Origin of the sequence: Allobosea psychrotolerans (genome assembly GCF_002917105.1) — a bacterium.
Classification (GTDB): domain Bacteria; phylum Pseudomonadota; class Alphaproteobacteria; order Rhizobiales; family Beijerinckiaceae; genus Allobosea; species Allobosea psychrotolerans.
On the sequence record NZ_PQFZ01000002.1, the window covers coordinates 418,554 to 435,964 of the forward strand.

At 64.7% G+C, this 17,411-nt stretch carries 16 protein-coding genes; 6 read left to right on the forward strand and 10 right to left on the reverse strand.

The window, feature by feature from the left end; translation table 11 throughout:
* Positions 1–204: 204 nt before the first annotated feature.
* From CYD53_RS05020 to CYD53_RS05035, 4 genes are all read right to left on the reverse strand, one after another.
* A complete protein-coding gene (locus CYD53_RS05020) occupies positions 205–1,365 on the reverse strand; it encodes an NAD(P)/FAD-dependent oxidoreductase (protein ID WP_103716994.1) in 1,161 nt (386 codons plus the stop codon).
* Positions 1,362–2,726: an FAD/NAD(P)-dependent oxidoreductase gene (locus tag CYD53_RS05025; RefSeq protein WP_245928084.1), complete on the reverse strand. Its 1,365-nt coding sequence runs from the start codon at positions 2,724–2,726 to the stop codon at positions 1,362–1,364. The genes CYD53_RS05020 and CYD53_RS05025 overlap by 4 nt, the downstream gene beginning before the upstream one ends.
* Complete coding sequence (locus tag CYD53_RS05030; RefSeq protein WP_103717127.1) at positions 2,719–3,033, reverse strand: (2Fe-2S)-binding protein; 315 nt, start codon at positions 3,031–3,033, stop codon at positions 2,719–2,721. Before CYD53_RS05030 ends, CYD53_RS05025 begins: the two co-directional genes overlap by 8 nt.
* Positions 3,034–3,128: 95 nt before the next feature.
* A complete protein-coding gene (locus CYD53_RS05035) occupies positions 3,129–3,953 on the reverse strand; it encodes an IclR family transcriptional regulator (protein ID WP_245928085.1) in 825 nt (274 codons plus the stop codon).
* A gap of 125 nt (positions 3,954–4,078) precedes the next feature.
* On the opposite strand from CYD53_RS05035, the gene CYD53_RS05040 reads away from it, so the two are divergent.
* The 6 genes from CYD53_RS05040 to CYD53_RS05065 all read left to right on the forward strand — a co-directional run bounded on the left by CYD53_RS05040 (position 4,079) and on the right by CYD53_RS05065 (position 11,486).
* Positions 4,079–4,852 (forward strand): enoyl-CoA hydratase/isomerase family protein, encoded by a 774-nt coding sequence (locus CYD53_RS05040; RefSeq protein WP_103716996.1) that lies wholly within the window; start codon positions 4,079–4,081, stop codon positions 4,850–4,852.
* Positions 4,853–4,927: 75 nt separating this feature from the next.
* Complete coding sequence (locus CYD53_RS05045) at positions 4,928–5,995, forward strand: ABC transporter substrate-binding protein (protein ID WP_210202281.1); 1,068 nt, start codon at positions 4,928–4,930, stop codon at positions 5,993–5,995.
* A 14-nt stretch (positions 5,996–6,009) separates the two neighbouring features.
* A complete protein-coding gene (locus tag CYD53_RS05050; RefSeq protein WP_245928086.1) occupies positions 6,010–7,077 on the forward strand; it encodes an ABC transporter ATP-binding protein in 1,068 nt (355 codons plus the stop codon).
* Positions 7,074–8,831 carry an ABC transporter permease subunit gene (locus tag CYD53_RS05055; RefSeq protein ID WP_103716998.1) on the forward strand — a complete coding sequence of 586 codons (1,758 nt, stop codon included), beginning with the start codon at positions 7,074–7,076 and terminating at the stop codon, positions 8,829–8,831. The genes CYD53_RS05050 and CYD53_RS05055 overlap by 4 nt, the downstream gene beginning before the upstream one ends.
* Positions 8,832–8,860: 29 nt before the next feature.
* Complete coding sequence (locus CYD53_RS05060; protein WP_103716999.1) at positions 8,861–10,390, forward strand: AMP-binding protein; 1,530 nt, start codon at positions 8,861–8,863, stop codon at positions 10,388–10,390.
* A 1-nt stretch (position 10,391) separates the two neighbouring features.
* Positions 10,392–11,486, forward strand: a complete 1,095-nt coding sequence (locus CYD53_RS05065; RefSeq protein WP_103717000.1) for a hypothetical protein — start codon at positions 10,392–10,394, stop codon at positions 11,484–11,486.
* A 56-nt stretch (positions 11,487–11,542) separates the two neighbouring features.
* Here CYD53_RS05065 and CYD53_RS05070 read toward each other — a convergent pair whose 3' ends face one another.
* The 6 genes from CYD53_RS05070 to CYD53_RS05100 form a co-directional block, all read right to left on the reverse strand.
* Positions 11,543–12,823, reverse strand: coding sequence for an NAD(P)/FAD-dependent oxidoreductase (locus tag CYD53_RS05070; protein ID WP_103717001.1), 1,281 nt, complete (start codon positions 12,821–12,823; stop codon positions 11,543–11,545).
* Positions 12,824–12,974: 151 nt separating this feature from the next.
* Positions 12,975–13,229: a DUF2171 domain-containing protein gene (locus tag CYD53_RS05075; protein ID WP_103717002.1), complete on the reverse strand. Its 255-nt coding sequence runs from the start codon at positions 13,227–13,229 to the stop codon at positions 12,975–12,977.
* Between the two features lie 693 nt (positions 13,230–13,922).
* Positions 13,923–14,606 (reverse strand): helix-turn-helix domain-containing protein, encoded by a 684-nt coding sequence (locus tag CYD53_RS05085; RefSeq protein WP_245928087.1) that lies wholly within the window; start codon positions 14,604–14,606, stop codon positions 13,923–13,925.
* Between the two features lie 76 nt (positions 14,607–14,682).
* Positions 14,683–15,081, reverse strand: coding sequence for a response regulator transcription factor (locus CYD53_RS05090; RefSeq protein WP_103717005.1), 399 nt, complete (start codon positions 15,079–15,081; stop codon positions 14,683–14,685).
* A 97-nt stretch (positions 15,082–15,178) separates the two neighbouring features.
* The gene (gene fixJ, locus CYD53_RS05095; protein ID WP_103717006.1) at positions 15,179–15,811 is read right to left on the reverse strand and encodes a response regulator FixJ; all 633 of its coding nucleotides are present in this window, start codon (positions 15,809–15,811) and stop codon (positions 15,179–15,181) included.
* Positions 15,801–17,342: a PAS domain-containing sensor histidine kinase gene (locus CYD53_RS05100; protein WP_281261242.1), complete on the reverse strand. Its 1,542-nt coding sequence runs from the start codon at positions 17,340–17,342 to the stop codon at positions 15,801–15,803. The genes fixJ and CYD53_RS05100 overlap by 11 nt, the downstream gene beginning before the upstream one ends.
* Positions 17,343–17,411 lie beyond the last annotated feature (69 nt).

Here is a 17,411-nt window from a genome sequence, read left to right on the forward strand (position 1 = left end):
GACTGTTCGAAAGGCATCGCAACCTGCTGGAATATCGGAGTATCTGAACCGAACTGACGGCTCCGGCACGATCGGCGCGGCAAATGTTCCGGTCGCCGTTGCCGTCCAAGGCGTCTAGTTGGAACGTCGTTGCCGCTCAATAGCCCGGGCCTTGTATTGGCGGGCTTTCAGACCCGGATTGCTTCGATCGCGCCCCTCGCCGCTTCAAGCGCCGTCGAATTCCTTCCGAAATTTTTCGCTGACCGCGACGCTCTCGCGGAACCGGCCGATCGAGAAGGGCTCGAGCGGCGTCGATGTCGCCCCGTCGACGATCATCTCGCTCAGGCAAAGCCCGACGCCTGGCCCGATCTGGAAACCGTGGCCGCAGAAGCCGAAGGCGTGGAAGAGACCCGGCATCGTCAGGCTCGGCCCGATCACCGGGATCATGTCGGGCAGATAACCCTCGATTCCGGACCAGACGCGGATGACGTGGCATTGCGCCAGGATGGGGGCGACCCTGGCGAGCGCGCGCATCGCGGCCAATGTCTTGGCGGGAGGGACGGGCGCGCGGTTATTGACCGGGTCAGCCGCTGTGCGCGGATAACCCGCGAGGATGATGTTGCCGCGCGGGATCTGCCGGAAGATCACCGAGCCGTCGATAGCCTGGATCGAAGGCTCGATCAGGTAGGGAAAGGGTTCCGTGACGAATTGCGGCGGGCCCGCCGGGACGATCGGTGCGGTCTCGCCGAAGCGCTCGGCAATCGCGACCGCCCAGGCTCCGGCCGCGTTGACGAGAGCACCGCAGCTCCAATGCGCCCCATCGGCCGTCTTCACCGAGAAACCGTCGCCGCTGTGCGCGACATCGCTGACGCATGAGTTCTCGATGATGGTCACGCCCAGCGCTCGGGCAGCGCGCGCGACGGCGGGCGTCACCAGCCTTGGATTGGCGGTCGCGTCGCGCGCCGAGAAGGTCGCAGCCACCGCCCGCTCGCTCAGCCAGGGCCAGCGCTTGCGCAGCTCGGACGGTCCCAGGCGCTCGATGGCAAGGCCATGGGATTCGGAGACCTGCGCATAACCTTCGAGCTTCGCTCTCTCCTCGTCGTCATAGGCGAGATAGAGATGGCCGGTCCGCGCGAACTCGCAATCCTCTCCGATCAACGCCGCGATCTCCTCCCAGAGCGACTGCGAGCGCAGCGAGAGCGGATATTGACCGGGAAAGCGGCCCTGGAGCCGGAGATTCCCGAAATTCGTGCCGCTCGATTGGGCTCCGACGACGCCTTTATCGATCAGGACGACGCGCTGCTTGCGCCGGGCCAGGAAGAAGGCGGTCCAGACGCCGATCAAGCCGCCGCCGACGATCACCACATCCGCCGCGTGCCTGCTCATGGCGCTTCACCCGCCACGGCAAGCGCGATCGGCTTGACCGGCGCCTGGGCCCGCAGCCGGCCGGCCTGTTCGCCCGCAATCCCGGCTGTACCGGCGACGATCTCCTGCAGCGCCGGGCCGCAGACACGGCCCTGGCAGCGCCCCATGCCGCAGCGTGTCATCGCCTTGACCCGGTTGATTTCAACCGGGCCGAGCTGTTGTGCCATGGCCTGCCTGATCTCTCCGATGCGGACCTCCTCGCAGCGGCAGAGCATCACCTCATCCGGCAAGGCCCGGATCTGTGCGACTGGCCAGGCGAAAGCTTTCGCCAGCCCCTTCTGAAAGCCGCGCAGCCGGGCAAGCCTGCGGCGGAGGGCAAGGCGCCCCCCCTCATCGACCAGCTCGCCCAGATCGGCGAGCACCGCCAATGCTGCGAGCCCGCCGCTGGCCTCGGCCGCATCAGCCCCGCCGATCGCCGCCCCGTCGCCGGCAAGATAGAGGCCCGGCGCGGCGCGCCCGTCAGCGTCGCATTGCGGCAGCCAGAGCCGGAAGGCCTCGTCGAAGCGGAGCGTCGCGCCGGCGAGTTCGGCCAGCTGAGTCTCAGGCTTAAGACCATAGCCCAACGCAATGGCATCGCAGGGAAAGCGTCGCTCGCGCCCACGCCGGTCGCGCAGGATCAAGGCCTCGACATGACCGTCGCCGACCACCTTGACCGGCGTTACGCCATGCAGAACCGGAACGCCGACCAGCATCGCTCCACCCAGATAGGACAGGCCGCGCCACAGCGCGCGCGGCGAAAGGGCCAGGGCCGGCAGCGCCGCCAGCTTGCGCACAAAAGGCGTGGTGTCGGCAATGGTCACCACCTTGCCGCCGAGCTTGCTGTATTGGGCCGCCGCAAGGGCCAGCAAAGGCGACGAGCCGACGAAAGCGACGCGCCGGCCGACCAGGCAGCCCTGATCCTTGAGCGCGACCTGCGCCCCGCCGAGCGTGAACACGCCCGGCAGCGTCCAGCCCGGAAACGGCGCGATCTTGTCCATGGCGCCGGTTGCGAGAACCAGCGCGTCGAAACGCAGCGTCGAGGCAACACCCGCCTGGACCAAATGGAGCACATGGTCCTCGACCGCCCAGACCAGCGTCTGCGGACGGTAGTCTATCTGCGGCAACAACCTGGCGAAGCGGGCATGCAGCGCCTCGTATTTGCCGGCCTCCGTGCCCATCACCGCCGCCATGTCGAGATCGAGACCGGGCGACGGTCGGCGATAGCCCTGGCCGCCGGCCTGCCGGCCCTCGTCAACCAGCACCACGCGATGACCATGCGCGCAAAGCCGCTCCGCGGCATTGATGCCGGCCGGGCCGGCGCCGACGACAACGATCTCAGCCACGCAAGGCATCCACCCCTGGAGGCTGGCTACGCAAGACCATGCCTTCCGTCACATTGGTGGTGCAGGCGCGCAATCGCCCGCCCGTATCCGACCAGACCCAGCAATCCTGGCAGGCCCCCATCAGGCAGAAGCCGGCGCGCGGCTCGCTGCCGAACTCCGTGCGCCGCAGGAACGAGCGCTGAGTTAGCAGAACCGCGAGCACGCTCTCGCCTTCAGACGCCTCCACCGCCTCTCCGTCGAAGTGGAGCGTGATGCGCGGCCCTTGCCGCGACACGGCCCGCACGAACTGGCCAGCGTGATCATCCATCCCCATCTCCGCATCGTTCTATCGCAATGCAATAAGATAATGCGAATGATGATAGGCACGCATTCGCGCTGTCAAGCCGCGTGGAGCGCGGCCTCTCAGACCCGCGAGATCGCGTGGGCGGCAGCGATGATCAAGGAGGAGTAGCGCGTCACGACCTCTTCGCGGCTGTAGCGCGAACACGACACCGCGACATTCACGGCTCCCTCGGGCCGGCCGCGATGATCGAGGATGGGCGCCGCGATCGAGGCGTCGCCCAGATAGAACTCCTCGAAGGCCGTCGCGTAACCCTGCGCCCTCGCCTCCCGAATCTTGCTCACCAGGCTCTCGCGCTGCCATGTCGTGGAGGGCGTATGGGGCTGCAGGTCGGAGCGGTCGATGATCGCCAGCGCCTCGGCCTCGGGCAGCCGCGACAGCATCGCGATGCCAGGCGCCGTGCAATAGGCCGGCATCCGCGTGCCGATGATGACGTCCGTATTCAGAACGTGCCGGCTGAGGAAGCGCGAGACGAAGATGATCTCCGTATCCTCGAGCATGGTCAGGTTGACCGTCTCCTCGGTCTCCTTGCTGAGATGCATCAGATAAGGCATCGCCCGATCGACCAGCCGGCTGCTGCGGAAGAAATGGTAGCCGAGGTCGAGCGTCTTGGCTGTGAGCTCGAAGCGCTTGGTCTCGCTGTCCTTCCTCAGGAAGCCGAGCTTGACCAGCGTATGCGTGAAGCGCTGGGCCGCACTCAGGTCCATCCCGGTCACGGATGCGACCTGCGACAGGTTCAGCGTCGGGTGCTGACGGCCGAAGGCCGAGAGCACCCGAAAGGCCTTCTCGACCGACATCACCATCAAGGCGTCGTCTTTTTTCTCGGCCTTGTCGTCCGAGATGGCAGGGCGTTTGCGGCTGGCCGGGCTCGCGTCAAGCGTGGACATGCAGGTCTTCTCCTTCCCCGGATCAATGGCCGCGACCACCCCGGTTGACAAGGTAACCTCATTGGCGTTGATTGAATAATAGAAATTATCGCATTGTAATAGAAACTCATCGGGAGACGGAATCCATGCAAGCGTTCGTTCTGAGCGAGGTTCGCGGTCCGGTCGGGATTTTGACGCTGAACCGCCCTGAGGTGCTGAATGCGTGGAACGCACCGATGCGGGCGCGGCTGGTCGAAGCCCTCGATCAGCTCGAAGCCAACGAGGCCGTGCGCGCCATCGTCCTGACGGGCGCTGGCGACCGGGCTTTCGGGGCCGGCCAGGACCTGAACGAGACCAAGACCTTCGATCCCGACCGCGCCGAGCTCTGGATGGGCGAGTGGGAGCGCCTCTACGATCGGCTGCGCTCGCTCTCCAAGCCGCTCATCGCCGCGCTCAACGGCGTCGCGGCCGGCTCGGCCTTCCAGGTCGCTTTGCTCTGCGACCTGCGCATCGGCCATGACGGCGTCACCATGGGCCAGCCGGAGATCAATTCCGGCATTGCCTCGGTGACCGGCCCCTGGATCATGCGCGAGATGATCGGGATCGCCCGCACCATCGACCTGACCCTGACCGGGCGGATGATGGACGCTGATGAATGCTTCCGGATCGGCCTGATCAATCGGATCGTGGCTAAGGAGGCGGTGATGGACGCTGCACTGGCACTCGCCACGGAGCTCGCCGGAAAGCCGCCTGTCGCGATGCGTCTCAACAAGGCCCGCTTCCGCGAGATTACGGAGGAAAGCTTCCGCGAGTGCCTCAAGGCCGGCATCCGCAACCAGCGTGAGGCTTACGCCACCGGCGAGCCCGCCCGCATGATGGAAGAATTCCTCGCGAAAAGAGCCGCGCGCAAAAGCGCCTGAACGCAGGCAGCCTGAGCCTGACGTCACGATCACCCGTGGGGAAATTGCGGAAAACCGCGTGAAGGGGAGATGTCCATGACCAGCAAGACGATGATTCCGAACCGGCGCGACCTGCTTCAACTGGCAGGTGGCGCGGCAGCCGGTGCGATGCTCGCACCGGCCTTGATCGGGCGAGCCAATGCAGCGACGCAGATCACGGTCGCCGATCCCGGCGGGCCCTTCGGTCCCGCCTTCCGCAAGGCCTTCTACGATCCTTACGAGAAGGCGACCGGCAACAAGGTCGTCAATGTCGCCCGTGAAGCGGAGCCGACCGCCCAGTTCAAGGCGATGGTCGAGACCAAATCCTACACATGGGACGTCTGCACGCTGACGCTGTCGGCGCGCGACATCCTCGCCTCCCAGAATCTGCTCGATCCGATCGGCTTCTCCCATGCCGACGTGCCGCAATTGATGCCGGAAGCGATTTCGGCCAACTTCATGGGAACGGACGTCTATTCGACCGTTCTGGCTTATCGCACGGACCGGGTGAAGAACGCACCGACGAGCTGGGCCGACTTCTTCAACGTCGAGAAATTTCCGGGCCGCCGCGCCCTGCGCAAGAACCCGATCGACTCGATCGAACAGGCGCTGCTCGCCGATGGCGTGCCGCTCGACAAGCTCTACCCGCTCGATGTCGAGCGCGCCTTCAAGGTGCTCGACAAGATCAAGCCACATATCGCGGTCTGGTGGACCGGCGGCGCCCAGTCGACGCAATTGCTGCAGAGCGGCGAGGTCGACATGATCCCCGGCTGGAACGCGCGTTTCCAGGCCGCGATCGATGGCGGCACGCCAGCCAAGATCGTCTGGAACCAGGGCCTTTACTCGATCGAGGGCTGGGCCATGCCGAAGGGCGGTCCGCGCGCCGAGGCGGCACGGCAGTTCATCAAGTTCTGCTCTTCGCCGCAGGCGCAGGCCGTCTACACCGAGATCCTGGCCTATGGGCCGACCAATCTCGACGCTTACAAGATAATTCCCGCCGACCGCGCCAAGTCGCTCCCGACCTCGCCGGACAACCTCAAGCTGATGGCGATCGCCAATGAGGCCTGGTGGAGCGCCAATCGTGCCGCCGTGACCGAGCGCTTCAACGCCTGGCTGCTGACCTGAAACCGGTGACGGTAGTGGCGATCCAGCCTCACGGCGGCGAGAGGCCGCCCAAGCTCGTCGTCGAGGGACTGTGCAAGCGCTATGGCGCGACCACGGCCCTCGAAGCGAGCTCGCTCAGCGTCGGTGAAGGCGAGTTCCTCACGCTGCTGGGCCCTTCGGGCTCCGGCAAGACGACGTTGCTGCAGCTGATCTGCGGTCTCGTGGAGGCCAGCGAAGGCCGCGTGATCATCGACGGGCGCGACCAGTCGCGCACGCCGGTGCATCAGCGCGACATCGGGCTGGTGTTCCAGCACTACGCGCTGTTCCCCCATCTGACGGTCGCCGAGAACATCGCCTTTCCGCTGAAGATGCGCGGCCGGGCGGCGGCGGAGATCGCCAGGCGCGTCACAGACACGCTCGAGATGGTCCATCTCGGCCATCTCGCCCAGCGCTTTCCGCGCGAATTGTCGGGCGGACAGCAACAGCGCGTCGCACTCGCCCGCTGCTTCGTCTACCAGCCCTCGATCATCCTGATGGATGAGCCGCTGGGCGCGCTCGACAAGAAGCTGCGCGAGCATATGCAGATCGAGATCAAGCGGCTGCATCGCGAAAGCGGTGCGACCATCGTCTATGTCACGCATGATCAGGAGGAGGCGCTGGCGCTGTCCGACCGGATCTGCCTGATGAACCATGCCAGGATCGAGCAGCTCGGCACGCCGCGTGAGATCTATGAGCGCCCGCGCACGGCCTTCGCAGCCGACTTCATCGGCATTTCGAACATTTTCCGGGGCACGGCGACCGCCAATGGCGCCCTCGAAACCGCGCATGGCCTGTTCGCCCTGCCCGATGGCGCGCGCTGCGACGACGGCAAGGGCGCCCTGGTGATCCGCCCCGAGCATCTGCATCTCGGCGCCGAGGCCGGTAACAGCGTCTCGGGGACGGTCAGCGAGATCGTCTATGCCGGCTCGGAGACGCGGATCATCGCCAGGCTCGGCGATGGCGCCACACTTGTGCTGCGCCTGGGCCCCGGCGAAACCGTTCCAGGCCTCGACGAGCGCATCGTCGCCGGCTGGCAACGCGACAAGGCGGTGCTGGTGTCATGAGCGGCGCAATCGCAGCGAGGCCGCATCGGGCGGGCTGGCGGCTGCCGCGTCTCGGGCCGCTCTGGCTCGCACTGCCGGGCGTCATCTTCCTCGGCGTCTTCTTCGCCTATCCGGTCGCCCAGCTCCTGGGCCTGAGCCTCGTCGATCCCGCGACCGGGGCCTTCTCGACAGCCACCTATCAGCGCATCGCCGGTACGGATGTCTATCTGCGCGTCCTCGGTATCACCTTCCGCATCGCCGGCTACACGGCTCTGTATTCGCTGCTGATCGGCTACCCGCTGGCCTATTGGCTGGCGCGCCTGCCGGACATGTTCCGCGGCCGCATGCTGCTCTTCGTCATGGTGCCGTTCTGGACGAGCTATCTCGTCAAGACCTTCGCCTGGATGATCGTGCTCGGCCGCAGCGGCATCATCAATGCGCTGGCGACGGGCTCAGGGATCGTCGATCAGCCGCTGGCGCTGCTCCACAACGAGTTCGGCGTCATGGTGGGCATGGTTCACGCCATGGTGCCGCTGGCGGTGATGACGCTTCTGCCGGTCATGGCCGGCATAGACCGGCGCCTCGTCCAGGCGGCGCAGACGCTCGGGGCCTCGCCCGCTCACGCCTTCTGGCTGGTCTATTTCAAGCTCTCGCTGCCTGGCGTCGCCGCCGCAGGGCTGCTCGTCTTCATCTCCTCGCTCGGCTTCTTCATCGTGCCGGCCTTCCTCGGCGGTCGCCGTGAGACCATGTTGGCGCAGCTCATCATCACCCAGATCCAGGAGTTGCTGAACTGGCCCTTCGCGGGAGCGCTCGCGGCCATGATGCTCGCAACCGCGCTGATCTCCTGCTGGCTCTATGACCGGCTCTTCGGCCTTTCGACCATTGCCGGCGGCTCCGCACAGGTCAGCACAGGACGCATCCGCGATCTCGGTCTCGTCATCCTCGGCTGGATCGCGGCACTGGCGGGCAAGCTCGCCGCGCTCACCCGCATGGTTCTCGGCAAGCGCGGGAGTGGCCTGCTCCTGCCGCTCGTCGCCTGGCTGACGATCGCCTTCCTCGTGGTGCCGACGCTGCTCGTGATCCCGCTTGCCTTCACCTCCTCGCAGTTCCTCGAATTTCCACCGCCGGGCTATAGCCTGACCTGGTTCGAGACCTATTTCGCCTCGCCGCTCTGGATCCAGGCGACGATCCGCTCCTTCCTCGTCGCCTTCGCCACCGCGGTCGCCGCGACGACGGTCGGCGGCTTTACGGCGCTCGCGCTGGCCAACAGCCGCACGCGCTGGGGCGGGCTTATCTTCGCTTTCTTTCTCGCTCCGATGATCGTGCCGCGCATCGTCATCGCGGTCGGGCTGTTCTATCTGTTTGCCCGGATGGGCCTGATCGCGACGGATCTGGGCCTCATCATCGGCCATACCGTGCTGGCGATCCCGTTCACGCTCGTCACCATCGCCGCCGTGCTCAAGAGCTACGACCAGCGCCTCGACCAGGCCGCCGCCACGCTCGGCGCCAATCGCCTGCGCACCCTGGTCGGCGTGACGATTCCCTTGGTGAAAGGTGGCCTGGTCGCCGCCTTCCTCTTCGCCTTCATCACCTCCTTCGACGAGCTCACGATCGCGATCTTCATCAGCGGCGGAATCAAGACGACCCTGCCGAAGCAGATGTGGGACGACATGATCCTGCAGTTGAATCCGACCCTGGCGGCCGTATCCGTGGTCGTTTTCGTGGTGGTCACAGTGATGCTCGTGACCGCAGAACGCTTCCGCCGCACGCCTTGAACCCGATTTGCGACGATCCAGAGAATCCCATGCCTTTCGATGATGACGGCTTTGTCGGCCTGCTGAACGAGCGCGCCCTGCGCGATCCCGACGGGACCTATGCCCGCTTCAACGGCGAGCCGGTGAGCTATGGCGCGCTCGACCGGCAGGCCTCGACCTTCGCCGCTTATCTGCGCGCAAGCGGCATAGCGCCCGGCGAGCGCGTCGCGGTGATGATGCGCAACAGCATCGCCGCGATCGCCTGCGTTTTCGGCCTGGCCAAGGCTGGCGTCGCCTGGGTTCCCGTCAACGCACAGCAGCGCGGCGAGGGGCTGCGCTATCTGCTGAGCCGTTCCGGCCCGAGGCTCGTCATCGTCGATGACGACCTCGCCGCACTCGTCGTCGAGGCGCTGCCCTCGAACGATGCGCCCAGGCTCCTCATCCATGGACGGGGGGACGGTCTCGACGCCATCCTCGCTGAGACCGCCGCTTTCGACCAACCGCCTCCGGCGCCCGATGCGGTGTTCGCGATCATGTACACATCGGGCACGACCGGTCGTCCCAAGGGCGTCATCGTCTCGCACCGCATGCTGCGGCTGGCGGCCGAGGGCGTCGGCCTCGTCTCCGCAGCGCAGGCGGGAGAGGTGCTGTTCGTCTGGGAGCCGCTCTATCATATCGGCGGGGCGCAGCTCCTGCCCCTGCCGATGATCCGCGACGTCACGCTCGCCATGGTCGAGCGCTTCAGCGCCAGCCGGTTCTGGGCGCAGGTCAAGGCCGAGGGCGCAAGCCATATCCATTATCTCGGCGGCATCCTGCAGATCCTGCTGAAGCAGCCGCCCGGCCCGCTCGACCGCGATCATGGCGTCCGCATCGCCTGGGGCGGCGGCTGCCCGCCCGATATCTGGCCTCAGTTCCAGCAGCGCTTCGGCGTCGAGATCCGCGAATGCTACGGCATGACGGAAGCCTCCAGCATCACCACCTGCAACGACAGCGGCGTCGTGGGTTCGGTCGGCCGTTGCATGCCGTGGTTCGGCGTTGCATTGCTGGGCCCTGACGGTCACCCCGTATCCAATGGCGAGCGCGGCGAGATCGTTGTCGAGACCACGCTGCCCGGCGCGCTCTTTCCGGGCTATCTCGACAATCCCGAGGCCACCGCAAAGGCGCTGCGCAATGGCAGGCTGCACACCGGCGATCTCGGCTCCTTCGACGCCGACGGGAACCTCTATTTCCACGGCCGCATGACCGACAGCGTGCGCTGCCGCGGCGAGAACGTCTCGGCCTGGGAGGTCGAACATGTCGCCGCCGAGCACGAGGCGGTGGAGGATTGCGCCATGATCGGCGTCGCGGCCGATATCGGCGAGCAGGACATCAAATTGTTCGTCAAGCCGCGCGAAGGCGCGCGCCTTGATCCCGCGACCCTGTCGGCGTGGCTCGGCCGTCGGCTCGCCCCCTATCAGAACCCGCGCTACATCGCGCTGGTCGACGAGTTCGAGCGCACCGCAAGCCAGCGCATCATGAAACACAAGCTGTCGCCCCGGCTCGATGATTGCTGGGACCGCGCCGCACTGGTGGAGCGTTGAGATGAACTGCTGCGACATCCTGATTTCGGGCACGGGCGGCTTCGCAGCCCGCATCGCCTTCGACATCGCCGCGACCGCGGATCAGCCGGTGCATGTCACGATCGCCGGCCGCAACCAGGAGCGGCTGCGCTGGCTGCGTACCGCTGCCAATGCCCGCGCCGCCCTGTTCGGCAAACCGGCGCGCTTCGACACGCACGCGATCGACCTTCTGGCGCCCGACGCTGCCGACGCAGTGCTCGCGGCGACCGGTCCGCGCATACTGGTGCAGGCCGCCTCGATCCAGACCTCGCAGGTCATCGCCCAGCGCGGCAATGCCTGGACGCGCCTCGTTGCCGAGGGTGGCCTGAGCGCGACCGCCGTCTTCCAGGCGCTGATCAGCGCCCGTGTCGCGGCAGCGATCAGCCGCTCTGGCAGGCCGATCACGCTCGTGAACTGCAGCTTCCCGGATGTCGTCAACAGCATCATCACGGCGCTCGGCCACGATGTCGCCTGCGGCATGGGCAATGTCGCCATCCTGTCCAATGTCTTCGCCGGCTCGGCTTCGGTTCCCGCCGGCGCGGAGATCAAGGTTCTCGCCCATTATCAAAACCTCGCGGCCTGGCGACGCCTGCCGGCCGAGCGTCGTGGAACGCCGCCGCGCGTCTGGATCGACGGCCGTGAGGTCGATGATGTCTTCGCGCGCTTTGCGGACATCCAATTGACGCCGGAGCCGGTGATCGAGATTTCGGGCGCCAGCGGCGTGCCGATGCTGCTCGCCATGGCGGCAGGCCGGGAGTGGCGCGGCCATGTCCCGGGGCCGAACGGCCTGCCGGGCGGTTATCCGGTGCGATTGAGCGAGGGAACACTGAAGCTCGATCTGCCCACGGGTTTAGCTCGGGAGGAGGCGGTGGCCTGGAACGCGGCGTTCGAGCAGGAGAACGGCCTGGTGGTTTCACCGGCTGGCGAGGCCCGCTTCAACGGCGTGCTGCGCGAGCTGCTAACGGCGCACCTCCCCGAACTCGCAGCCGGCTTCTCGGTCAGCGAGCTGGAAAGCGTGTGCCAGACCCTGCTTGGCGTCAGGGATCGGCTTATGAATATGGCCGCGGATGATCGCTAGAAGCGTCCAACCACCTGCTCTCCTTGGCTTAACGCCAGGAGTAAAGTCATCCTATTCTAATTCGGCGCCTCGCCTTTCTTCGCTTGGCCCTGCGTGATGAGGCGGGCACTGCGCTGCCCGCTGATATAGATCCACAGCCAGCTCAAGGCGACGGCGAGGCGGTTACGCAACCCGATCAGGAAGAAGATGTGCGCGATACCCCACATCCACCAGGCGAAGCGGCCTTTCAGCTTGATCCAGCCGAAATCGACGATTGCCGCGCGCTTGCCGATCGTCGCGAGATTGCCGGCGTTCTTGTAATGGAATGGCGGCGGCACGCTTCCGTCGCTTAACCGGGCCTTGATCATCGCGGCGACATAGCGCCCCTCCTGTTTGGCCGCCGGCGCGACGCCCGGAACAAGTTTTCCGTCCGCCGCGGCGACATGGGCCGTATCGCCGATCACAAAGATGTGGGGATGTCCGGGGACAGTGAGGTCGTCCTCCACAAGAACCCGCCCTGCCCGGTCGGCGGGTGCATTCAGCCAATCGGCCGCCGGCGAAGCCGCCACGCCCGCGGCCCACAAAATCGTCCTTGCCGGGAGAAACTCGTCGCCGAGCTCGACGCCGTCCTCCCCGCATTTTGAAACAGCGTGCCCGAGCCTGATCTCGACCCCGAGACGCGTCAGCGCCTGGTGGGCGTAAGCCGATAGATCCTCGCTGAAGCCGGAGAGGATGCGCGGGCCGGCTTCGATGAGGACGACGCGCGCGCTATGCGTATCGAAATTGCGGAAATCGCTGCGCAGCGTATCCCGGGCGAGCTCGGCGATCGTGCCGGCGAGCTCCACGCCGGTCGGGCCTGCGCCGATGATCACGAAGGTGAGGAATGTGGCGCGCCGCGCTTCGTCTGTTTCCCACTCGGCCTGCTCGAAGGCCGACAGGATGCGACGCCTGATCTTGGTTGCATCCTCGAGGGTCTTCAGGCCGGGCGCATGGGGCTCCCATTCATCGTGGCCGAAATAGGCATGGCGCGCGCCGGTCGCCAGAATCAAGGTGTCGAAAGCGATCGACGGCTCACCATCCAGCAAAACCTCTTTCTCTCGGATATTCACGCCAACGACGCTCCCAAGCAGCGTCGTGACGTTCTTGTGCCTGTGCAGCAGAGCCCGGATCGGCCAGGCTATCTCCGATGTCGCGAGCGAGGCAACGGCCACCTGGTAGAGCAGAGGCTGGAACAGGTGATGATTACGCCGATCAATGACTGTCATGCGCACCGGCGCGCCGGCGAGATCGCGCGCCGCTTCAAGGCCGCCGAAGCCGGCTCCGACGATGACGACATGATGTGCGGACGCAGCAGTCACGGGCTCACCGGCGCCAGGGTAACGGAGGCTGACGTTAGCATCCGGAACGCAAAAGTCTCCTGCAGATGCCGCTCAACAATCGTGCTGGAGCGGTTGAGATCGCAGGCTTTGCCCCAGCGCTGCGCAGCCGGTGCGACGGCCTCGAGAGGCATCAGGGATCGACCGATCGCCCGGACTTTTCCTCCTCCAGGGTCACTGCGATGTCAGCGTTCGCTGAGAGGCGAACCTTGTTCCCCTCGACGCCGGCCACGAAGCCGGCCTCGATGTAATGATGATGGCCCTCATGCTTCCCGAAGCTGTCGCTCATCTTGAGCTTGATGCGGCCGCCCTCGAAGCGATCGACCGTCCCGACATGCACACCGTCGGCCCCGATGACCTCCATGTGTTCCTTGACGCTGTCTTTCATCGTGAGCTTCTCCTTGCTGAGTGCTGGTCGATCATGAAGTCGTCCCGGGCATGTGGAGCCGCGGCAGGAAACGCGTCGATCGGCGCGAGCAAGACTGTAACCCCCGGCCGGTCAAGCCGGTTCCAATTCATCCTCGTCCTCGATCTCCGAGTTCTGTCCGTTGAAGCTCGAACCGTCGCGTGCATCGCCTGCGAAGGTCATGTCGACCAAGGCTCCGCCGCTGCGCCGGCCGGTCCGTCAGGTCGAGCCCCGCACATCGGCGTCATGAGGACGGCCAGGAACACGCAATCCTGCCAGCCGATCCGAAACGACGAAGGCTCCGCATCACTGCGGAGCCTTCGTCCATCGCGAGCTTTGGATGGACAGCTGGGCCGGAGAGTGCCACGGCCGGAACGGTATCAGTTCGGTCGCATCAGGCGTCCAAGTGCGAAAGCGACCTCTTACCTCCGTCGCTCATGGTCCCGGCCAGAATGCGCAAGGCCATCCACCCCGGGGCCGGGAGATGTGCGTCACCAACATCATGCCGCTTCCCATCCGTTGCCATGTGGGCTCTCGGCGGCACTGCTTGGCTCGCGCGCGGCTGCCCCGGCCAGTTGGAGGCATTGCTCACCTCGCCGAAGGCCGGATATTGCGCTTGGTCGTTTGGTTGCGCCTTGCTGGTCGCGTATCGGGCCATCGACATCGATTTGGCTTTCATGAGTCCAGCCGCCTGAGTGCGGAGATGTTCTTCAGGATGATCGAGCGGCGATGCGCGGGCAGTTCGATGTAGCGAGCGCGTTCCAATTGCGTCAGCGAGCGCGAGACCGTCTCAATCGTCAAGCCGAGATGGTCGGCGATATCGATGCGGGACATCGGCAAGTCGACACACCCAAGTCCCGAGAGCCGATCCGCGATGCCGAGGAGGAAGGTTGCCAGTTTTTCAACGGCGCTCTTGCGCCCCAGAAGCATGATATGAGCCTGCGCGCGCTCCAATGCCTGCAGCATCGCCCCCATAACCTGTTGGGCGAATTCAGGATCATCCGTTGCAAGTTCGGCCAGCGGCTGATTGCGATACTGCAGCAGCGTAACGGGCTCGACGGCATCGGCACTCATGCTCCGCACCTCGCCCATCTCAATTCCGAAGATGTCGCCAGGCACGTGGAAGGCGTCGATCTGCCGGCGGCCATCGCTGAGAACGCGGTACGTCCGGACGGTTCCGGCCATGACGCGATAATAGGACTGCGCTTGGTCGCCCTGGGTAAAGATGCCCGCTTCCTTTGCGAAGCTGCGCCGGGCCTCGTTCGGCGCCGATGCAGGGCGGGTGTCGGATTGGCGCGCAGCGCCTCGAGCCATCCACGCCGGAAATTGCATAACATGGGGTGCGGAAATCGTTTGCATGGCGCCCTCTGCAGAATGGTTGTGTCTTGCAGAAGAGCTACCGTTTCGCGCATACTGGGAAAATTCAGATGCTGTCCTAAGGGATATCCCTGAGGGCCGGGTGCCCGGAGGCAAGGGCGGTGCGGATGGTCTCAACGAGAGAATCATCCTGCAGAGGTTTTTCGATCACCCGATTGAAGCCGGCCTTACCCGCCTTTCGGCGAATGTGATCCGATACCCGGCCTGTCATCAGGATGGCAGGCAGGTCGACATGGCGGTCGCGCAGATGCTCGACGAGCTCGATGCCGTTCATCCCGGGCATGTTGTAGTCGACAATCAGGCAGCCGTGAGTCGGCATGTTCGGCTCGGCGAGAAGCTGCGCGCCGTCGCAATAGGCGCGCACCTGCAAGCCCTCGATCTCGAGAACGAATATCAGTGACTGCCGAACCGCTTCATCGTCGTCGACGACGATGATCGGCCCTGTGTCGGTTGACATCCTATGGCCCCATCCAATGCCATCGGACACAGGACGTGCCAGATAGTCACGCCGGATTGGACCAGAAGCACCGGGATTTCCAATTCAGGGAAACCCCTTATGGTCTCGCGGTCGTTTCGCTTCCATTCTCGACCAAGAGGGCGAACCGTACCAATTCGGAGAGGCTGCCGGCGCGCATCTTCGTCATGACATTGGCACGATAGATCTCGACCGTCCGTGGACTGATGTCGAGTTCGAAGGCAATGACCTTGTTGGCCTTGCCGGCAACAAGTCGATCGAGAACCTGCTTCTCCCGTTCGGATAGGGCTTTGAGCCGCCCCGCTATCTCGACCGATTGAGCTTGATGCTGTGTTTCGCGCTGGTGCCTATCAAGGCCGATGCGCACCGCCGCCAGCAGCAGATCGTCATTGAAGGGCTTTTCGATGAAGTCGATGGCGCCCTGCTTCATCGCCTCGACCGCAAGTGGCACATCTGCGTGCCCCGTCATAACGATCACGGGCATTGTGAAGCCACGGGCTTTCAGCCGGCGCAGGAACTCGATCCCATCGATGCCCGGCATCCGGACGTCGGTCAGGATACACCCGGTCAATCCATCTTCGACCGTGGCGAGAAACGCGGAGGCCGACTGATGAAGTCGGACGGGCAATCCATCCGATGCAAGAAGGAAAGACAGCGACTGCCGTACGGCCAGATCGTCATCGACGACATGGATGATCGCTTCATTTCCCATCGGCCATTTCCTCGGGATCTACAGATCGCAGGGTAAAGCTGAACGTCGTGCCCGTCCCCGGAATGGACGCGACCCAGATGCGGCCACCATGCGACTCAACAATGGTCCGGCAGATCGAGAGGCCAACTCCCATACCCTGTTTCTTTGTCGTCACGAAGGGCTGAAACAGCTGGTCGGCGATATCGGGGGAAATGCCGGCACCGGTATCGGATACCGAAACCTCGACGAGTTTCTCCAAAAGATCGGCTCGTGTTGCGACGACGAGTTCCCGTCGCGATCTGTCCTGCATCGATTCAATGGCATTGCGGATCAGATTCAGGAGAACCTGTTGGATCTGGATGCGATCGACAAGCACCAGGGGCGCGTTCTCGTCGAAGCGATATATGATCCGGACACCCTTCTCCTTGGCCCCCACCAGGGCGAGTGCGCTGGCTTCCTCGATCAGCTTGGGAAGCGCCTCGACCTGCCGCTCGCTTTCGCCCCGCGCCACGAACTCCCGCAAGTGCCGGATGATGTGACCAGCCCGAAGAGCCTGATCGGCAGCCTGGTTGACGCCGTCGCGCAGGAGCGCAACCTGGTCTCCCTCCATGCGCTGCAGAATGCGGTGGCACCCCTTCAGGTAGTTTGCGATCGCGGTGAGGGGCTGGTTGATCTCATGGGCGAGCGTCGACGCCATCTCTCCAAGCGCCGTGAAGCGGGACACATGAACGAGTTCGGCCTGAAGCTCCTGGAGACGCGTCTCGGTCTGCCGCCGTTCCGTCAGATCCCGAATGAACCCGGTGAAGTAGCGGCTGCCGCCTGAGTGCATTTCGCCGACCGACAACTCCATCGGAAAGGTCGAACCATCCTTGCGCTGGCCGACGACGACGCGACCTGTACCGATGATCCTGCGTTCGCCGGTGGTCAGATAGCGATGCAGGTATCCATCATGCTGCTCACGATAAGGTCCCGGCATCAAAATCTTGATGTTCTTCCCCACGACCTCTGCCGGCTCGTAACTGAACTGGCGAACCGCTGCCGTGCTGAAGGACTGGATTATGCCCTGTTCGTCGATGACGATCATGGCGTCAGGAATAGTCTCCAGAATGGAACGTAGATGGGCTTCGCGCGCTTTGAGCCTGCCTTCGGCAGCCATCTGCTCGGTGATGTCGCGCATCACCTTGGCGAAGCCGTAAATAGCCCCGGAACGGTCGCGCAACGGCGTGATGGTCACATGCGCGGAAAAGTGCGATCCATCCTTGCGGACGCGCAGGCCATATTCCTCGGTCCGCCCGAATTGCCTCGCTTTTCCAAGCTCGGCCTCCGGCTTGCCTGCCGAGATATCGCCGGGCGTGAAGAAGGTCGAGAAATGCCGGCCAAGCATTTCATTTTCGCGCCATCCGCTGATGCGCTCCGCACCCGCGTTCCAGCTCGCAATCAGGCCGTCCGCATCGATCATGAGCAAACCGATATCGGAGACCGCCTCTACGAGAAGCTTTGCGGGAGAAGCGAGCGTCTGAGCCTCGGATCCCGCCTCGGTATCGCTGGCCAAACAAGTCTCCAATGCCCGGAGTAAAACCGTGTCAGACTGAGCACGGATACTCCAGTGGAATCCGTCGGG

Excerpts from the sequence above, each read along its gene's own strand:
- CYD53_RS05090 (WP_103717005.1), bottom strand. The coding sequence starts at position 15,081 with ATGTCAACCGACACAGGGCCGATCATCGTCGTCGACGACGATGAAGCG.
- CYD53_RS05060 (WP_103716999.1), top strand. The coding sequence starts at position 8,861 with ATGCCTTTCGATGATGACGGCTTTGTCGGCCTGCTGAACGAGCGCGCC.
- CYD53_RS05020 (WP_103716994.1), bottom strand. The coding sequence starts at position 1,365 with ATGAGCAGGCACGCGGCGGATGTGGTGATCGTCGGCGGCGGCTTGATC.
- CYD53_RS05045 (WP_210202281.1), top strand. The coding sequence starts at position 4,928 with ATGACCAGCAAGACGATGATTCCGAACCGGCGCGACCTGCTTCAACTG.
- CYD53_RS05035 (WP_245928085.1), bottom strand. The coding sequence starts at position 3,953 with ATGTCCACGCTTGACGCGAGCCCGGCCAGCCGCAAACGCCCTGCCATC.
- fixJ (WP_103717006.1), bottom strand. The coding sequence starts at position 15,811 with ATGGGAAATGAAGCGATCATCCATGTCGTCGATGACGATCTGGCCGTA.
- CYD53_RS05030 (WP_103717127.1), bottom strand. The coding sequence starts at position 3,033 with ATGGATGATCACGCTGGCCAGTTCGTGCGGGCCGTGTCGCGGCAAGGG.
- CYD53_RS05075 (WP_103717002.1), bottom strand. The coding sequence starts at position 13,229 with ATGAAAGACAGCGTCAAGGAACACATGGAGGTCATCGGGGCCGACGGT.
- CYD53_RS05055 (WP_103716998.1), top strand. The coding sequence starts at position 7,074 with ATGAGCGGCGCAATCGCAGCGAGGCCGCATCGGGCGGGCTGGCGGCTG.
- CYD53_RS05085 (WP_245928087.1), bottom strand. The coding sequence starts at position 14,606 with ATGCAAACGATTTCCGCACCCCATGTTATGCAATTTCCGGCGTGGATG.
- CYD53_RS05065 (WP_103717000.1), top strand. The coding sequence starts at position 10,392 with ATGAACTGCTGCGACATCCTGATTTCGGGCACGGGCGGCTTCGCAGCC.
- CYD53_RS05040 (WP_103716996.1), top strand. The coding sequence starts at position 4,079 with ATGCAAGCGTTCGTTCTGAGCGAGGTTCGCGGTCCGGTCGGGATTTTG.